4 protein-coding genes are annotated in these 6,000 nt (G+C 74.6%); 2 read left to right on the top strand and 2 right to left on the bottom strand.

Annotated features, from left to right (window positions below; all coding sequences use genetic code 11):
- Positions 1–233: 233 nt before the first annotated feature.
- Positions 234–560, top strand: coding sequence for a hypothetical protein (locus POL72_RS44100; protein ID WP_272102902.1), 327 nt, complete (start codon positions 234–236; stop codon positions 558–560).
- Entirely contained in the window at positions 473–811 is a 339-nt protein-coding gene (locus POL72_RS44095) for a sigma-70 family RNA polymerase sigma factor (RefSeq protein ID WP_272102901.1), read from the top strand. The genes POL72_RS44100 and POL72_RS44095 overlap by 88 nt, the downstream gene beginning before the upstream one ends.
- 8 nt (positions 812–819) lie before the next feature.
- On the opposite strand, the gene POL72_RS44090 is transcribed toward POL72_RS44095, so the two are convergent.
- Positions 820–1,560: a Crp/Fnr family transcriptional regulator gene (locus tag POL72_RS44090; RefSeq protein ID WP_272102900.1), complete on the bottom strand. Its 741-nt coding sequence runs from the start codon at positions 1,558–1,560 to the stop codon at positions 820–822.
- Positions 1,561–1,654: 94 nt separating this feature from the next.
- Positions 1,655–5,683, bottom strand: a complete 4,029-nt coding sequence (locus POL72_RS44085; RefSeq protein ID WP_272102899.1) for a hypothetical protein — start codon at positions 5,681–5,683, stop codon at positions 1,655–1,657.
- Positions 5,684–6,000: the final 317 nt, after the last annotated feature.

Below are 6,000 nucleotides of genomic sequence, written 5' to 3'. Positions count from 1 at the left end.
GAGCTGAGCTTCGGCATGGGCGGTCCTTTCCTGCGGGGTCGACTCGCGAAGGCGTATCGACGCTTCGAGCGCCACGTCAACTGGGAACGGCGCGCGCGCCGGCGCCGAGCGCGTCGACTCCTCGGACGTGACAGGCGCGTGTCCGGGGCGCCCCGCCACGTCCACTGGAACCGCTCGCCCTTCCCCCGCGTACTCGTCCAGGGGCACAACCCCGCCTCGAAGGAGCGGAGCCGATGATGCTCGCTGGACACCTCGATGATCCGTTGGAGGACGCGCTCCTCGCCCGCGCGGGATGGGCGCGCGACGCCGAGGTCGAAGCGCACCTCGGCGCCTCCGGCGACTGCGCGCGCCGGCTCGCCCACGCGGAGGCCGCCGTCGCGGCCGTCGCCCTCGCGCTGCCGCCGGTCCCGCCGAAGGGCCGCCTGCGCGCGCGGCTCTTCGCCTCGGTGGATCGCCGGGAGCGGTTCACCCGATGGCGCCGCGCCTCGCCGCCCTCATCGACGTCGCGCCGGACGACGCCCGGCGCGCCCTCCACGCGCTGTCCGAGCCGGAGGCGATGAGCGCCGTGCTCCCGGGCATGCGCGTCCACCCGGCGCTCGGCTCCGACTGCGCCCGCGTGAGGCGCGTCGTGGCCGCGCTCCAGGAGGACCAGCGCACGGTGCTCGAGCTCGCCTATTTCGAGGGGCTCTCCCTCGTGGAGATCGGCGAGCGCCTCGCGGTGCCGGTGGGCACCGTCAAATCCCGCCTCTCGCGCGCGCTGGACAAGCTGCGCACCACGCTCCAGGAGCAGCCGCGCGCCGCGGCAGGCTGACGCCGCCGCTAGCGCTTCCGGGCGAGCGCCTCGCGGTCCTTCACGATGAGCCGCCGCCCCGCCGCGTCGAGCACGCCCTCCTTCCGGAACGCCCCGAGCGTCAGCGTCACCGTCTCGCGCGTCGACCCGATCACCTGGGCGATCTCCGCGTGCGTGATCGGCGCCGAGATCAGCGTCCCCCGCGGCGTCGGCACGCCCCACCGCTCCGCCGCGTGCAGGAGGAACTCGGCGAGGCGCCCTCCCACGTTCTTGAACAGCATCGACTCGATCCGGTCCTCGGTCTCCCGCTGCCGCGCGACCAGCAGCGCGAACACCGCGCCCCCGAGCCCCGGGTGCTGGGCGCAGAGCTCGCGGACGAGCGCGAGCGGCACCCGGACCACCTCGGCCTCATCCATCGCGATCGCCCGCTCCGTCCGCGTCTCCAGCCCGCCGAGGCACGACTCGCCGAGCACGTCCCCCGTACCGCGGTAGCTGAGCGGGAACGCGGCCCCCGCCTCGTTGACGCGCTCGACGCGCGCGCGCCCCCGGCCGAGCACCACGAGCGTGTCCGCGGGGGCCCCCTGCTCGAAGATCGCCGCGTCGGACGCCACCACCTCGAGCACCGCGGCGTCCGTGATCGCCTCCCGCACCTCGCGATCCACCTGCGCGAACAGCGAGGAGAGCCGGAAGGCGCGCGCCACCCGCGCCTTCACGGGATCCGTGGGCTGGCGGCCAGCATCCTGCGCGTACTGGGAATCCAGATCGCTCACGGTAGGGAACAAAAGAGTAATCCATCCCGCGTGGGTTGACACACAGGAATCCCCTGCAACCGAGGCCCGGCGCGGGGTGAGCGGAGCGCCGCGCTCAGCGTCCGTCGCGGTCGAGCTGCACGACGATGTCCCGGTCGAGCGCGCTGTCCGCCGCGCGGGCGAACTGCTGGAACTTCGCATAGGCATCGGGCTGCACGCGGCCCGCGGGCAGATCGAGGAAGCGATCGAGGACCAGCGCGCCCCCGTCCACGCGATCGTTCACCCGCACGGCGCGCCCCTCGTCGTCCGTCTTCGACGGAGCGAGCTTCGTGACCACGCGCGCGCCCGCAGGGAGCTTGACGCGGAGCCGCACCTCCGAGCGCGTCGCGATCTGCTCCGACAGGTAGAGCGGCGTCTCCCGGACCGGCAGGCTGGCGAGGCTGGCCACGCGCACGCCGAAGGGCGGCGTGATGACCAGCTCCCCTCCCTGCGCGCGCGCGAAGCTCGCGGCGGCGATCTTCATCTTCAGCGTGAGCGGCCGGTCGATCTCGGTCAGCTCCTTGATCTCGATCTCCTGGAGCCGCGCCCCCGGCACCATCTGCGGCAGGAGGCGCGACTCGACGGCGTCCCTGAGCTGGGCGTCGGGGAGCGACTCCAGCGCCGAGCGCAGCGCGATCGCCAGCTTGCCCTCGTAGCGCTGCTCGATCGCCAGCGACGCCGAGCCGTCCCTCGCCACCTCGACGACGCCCTCCGTGACCACGCCGTCGTGCGCGCCGGACGAGGGCGTCACCTCGCGCGGCGTCCCGGGCTTCAGCACGATCGCCGGCTGCCCGCGGAGGGAGCTCGGCAGGTAGCCGTACGGCGCGAACTTGTCGCGCACGAACATCCAGCGGACCGCGCCCGCGCCGGGCTTCTCCCCGGTGTCGAGGCGGACGGCGAGCGCGTTGAACGTCTCGGCCTCGCTCATGGGCCCGCGCGGCGGCGCGGTGAGCCGGTCGCTCACGACGCCGTAGCCGGCGTCGATGCCGACCAGGCGGCACAGGTAGAGGAACGCCTCGGTCCGGTTGCCGCTCTTGCCGATGACGACGCGGCGGCCGTCGTCCTCGCGCCCCGGCTCCACGTTGGCGAGCACCCACCGGTAGATCCGGCGCGCCTGCTCGTCCTTCGACGGCGCCGCTCCCCCGCCCTCGCCGCGCGCGTCCTGCGCGGCCCCGGCGGCCTTCCCCTGCCCGCCGCCGCCCGCGTCCGGCGAGCGCGGCGAACGTGCGATTGCCTGCGCGATGCGCACGAGCCGCGGATCGCGCGGCGTCTCGTCGGCGGCCGCGTCGACCATGCGCGCGATCGTGCTGTCCAGGCGGATGCCCCAGCCGATGCGGATGTTCGGCAGGAACTCCGAGATCGGCGCGCTCGCCGGCTCCTCCGGGAGCGCGGGGCTCTTGTCGACCCGGTAGCGGCGGGTGACGAGCGCGCCGGACTCGACGATCTCCGGCGCCGGGACGGGGCCGGAGGCCTCCACGTCGAGCGGCCGGCTCTTCGGCGACACGACGATGAACTCGCTCCGCCAGTAGGGGACCTTCTCCTCGCGGAAGAACCAGCGCGGCCCCTGGAACGTGAGGCCCCCCTGCCCGTCGCCGCGCAGCACGAACAGGTTCTCCACCTCGATGTAGTCGCCCACCTCGAGGTGGGGCATCGTCACGGTCGGCTTGCCCTCGACGAACTCCGGCTCGTGGATCGACCCGTCGCGCTTGACCGTGCGGAGCTTCAGCACGAGCCCCTCGGGCACGCGCTGCTCGGCGTGCTCCTGGATGGCCTCCCGCGACTGGATCCGGATGATCTCGTGCTGGAGCATCCGCGCCGAGCCGTCCTCGTGGACCCACATGGCCGCATAGTCGAGCACGCGCGCCGCCGTGCCCGGCATGACCTCGCCCGAGGCCTCGTGCTCGGCGATCACCTTCTTCGAGTCCAGCCGGTACGGGCTGAGCTCCGTCGTGCCGTCGAGCAGCTCGATCGCGTCGCGCAGGCCCGAGGTGTCGGCGCCGGTGCGGATCGCCTCGATGAGCGCCTTCTGCAGCGCGTCGCGCTCTCCCCGCGCGAACCGCGCGTCCGCGAGCGCGAGGCGCGCGTCGGCGTCGTCCGGCGCCTTCGCGAGCGCGCGCTCGAGCTGCTCGAACGACTCGGCGCGCTTGCCGGCGCGCGTCAGGAGGTCGGCGATGCGCGCGGCGATGTCCTTGCGGTCCTTGCGGGCGGAGCCGAGGCGCTGGAGCTCCTTGATCGCCGCCGCGTAGTCGCGGCGATCGATCGCCCTCTCCAGCTCGATCTCCGCGTCGGGGTCGAGCTCCCGGATGCGCGCGGCGACGGCGTCGGCCTGCGCGATGTGCCCGTCGCCGTCGTGGATCCGGAGGAGCGCGCCCAGCACCTCGACGTCGTCCGGGAAGCGCGCGGCGGCCTCCTTCACGGTGCGGACGTGCTCGACGCGCCAGCCGAGCCGCGAGTACATCCCGGCGAGCGTCTTCAGGAGATCGGGCACCTCCCGGAAGCGGTCGGCGAGGGCCTCGATCGTGCGGGTCATCTCGGACAGGCCGACCTTGTCGGCCTCCTCGAGCGCGAGCCAGAGGCGGGGGTACCAGAGCTCCGGGTCCTTCTCCGCGGCGCGCGCGCGCACGTCCTTCACGAGGTCTTGCCCGTCGGACGCCGGGAAGATCGGGTCCTTCTCGAGGAAGACCGCCTGGGCCGCGAGCGCGGGGCCGGTGGCGCGCGCCGGATCGGCCACGAGCGGCTCGATCAGCACGGCGCTCACGTCGTCCTGGCCCTCGAGGTGCGCGATGGTCGCGGCGAGGTACCGGGCGATCGGGTCGCCCACGTCGCGCTCGGCGCGGGGCGCGCCGCGCAGGCCGAGCGCGCGCGCCACCTTCGGCGCGGGCTGCGGCGGCACGCCGAGCGCCGTGAGGAACGGCTCGATGGGGTTGGGATCCGGCAGGACCTCGGGCGGGACGAGCGAATAGGGCGGCGTCGGATCGGCGGACGTGGCCACGCCGAGGGGCGTGCCGTCGGGCGCGAGCAGGCGGATGGAGGTGTCGCGGCCCCCGACGCGGGCGACGATGCGGTGCCGGCCGGGGCCGAGGCGCAGGCGGACGCCGAAGCGGGGCCAGATCCCCCACTGCTTCGTGTCGCGCGTCAGCACCTCGACGTCGTCGACGAGGATCGCGTAGGCCCCCTGGACGGCGATGAGCATCTCGCGCTCGGCGGGCAGGTCGACGAAGGTCTCGACGTAGAAGATGCCTCCCGCGGCCCCGCCCTCGCCGGGCCCCTCCGGCGCGACGGCGGAGAGCTGGCAGCCGCGGCGCTCGGCGCCGAGCACGCGCGGCGGGCCTCTGCGCTGGGGATCGCGCGTGAACACGGGCGGCCAGGGGCCGGCGCGCTCCGCCTCGTGGTGGACGCGGTAATCGCTCGCCGCCAGGTGGCCGAACGGGCCGGCGAAGCGGGCGCTCTCGATGCACCCGTAGCGGCGCGCCGCGAGATCGATGAGCGGCGTGGCGTCGGCGGTGGTCCCGGCGGCGCCGGCCGGGCGCGCCGCGGCGGCCTCGTCGGGCAGCCCGTCGAGGCTCCACCATTCGACGAGCTCTCCGCGCGCGCGCCAGCCCAGCTTGCCCGGGTGGTCGATGGCGCGCAGGACGACCTCGCGGGACTTCTTCCAGAGGCCCGCGACGCTCGATCGCAGGCCGAGCAGGCGATTCGCGGCGAACCAGCCCACGAGGGGGGCGTCGGGGTGCGCGCTCACCCGGGCGGCGTCCAGCGCATCGAGGTAGGCCGCGGCCGCGCGCGCGTTGCGGCCGTGCCCCTGGTCGTCGATCGCGCGCCCGAGCGACGCGAGCATCGATTTCGCGCCCGAGTTCGCGCCGATCCCCTCCAGGCGCTTGCGCGCCTCCCTGGCGCCGGCGGGCGTGCCGCCCGGGACCAGGAGCTCTCCGAGGAGCCAGCGGCCGACGATCTCGCCGTCGGTCGAATGCGCGCCGGCGTCACGGAGCGAGGCGATGGGGTCTTTCGCGCCGGGCGCGGTGACCGCGCCGCACGCGCCGAGCGCGAGGGCCAGGGCGGCGGCGCCGGCGAGCCGGGCGAGCGTGGAGAGGGGGCGAGGAGCGCGCATCGGCCCGGTCCTTAGCGCGAGCGACCGCGTGCGCACAGAGACGCCGCGCGGCGCAGCGCTCCTGGCCCGCCCGGCCCCCATGAGCGCCCCGCCCGGCCCGCTGGCGCGCCTCGCCCGGCGGACGGCCTCCGCGCCGTATGGCCAGCGGCTCCACGGGCATCGTCAACGAGCCCCCTCGCCCCTAGAGGACGAAGCGCTACGAGGTCGTGCCACGACAACGCGGCGACGCTCTGCGGAGCCACCGACGACGGCGCCATGGGCCAATGATGATCTTGATTATCATTTGCATGATTGCTATGTGAAGCATCGAACTCATG

The organism is Sorangium aterium (assembly GCF_028368935.1).
Lineage (GTDB): Bacteria > Myxococcota_A > Polyangia > Polyangiales > Polyangiaceae > Sorangium > Sorangium atrum.
This window is presented reverse-complemented; position numbering and strand designations above follow the sequence as displayed.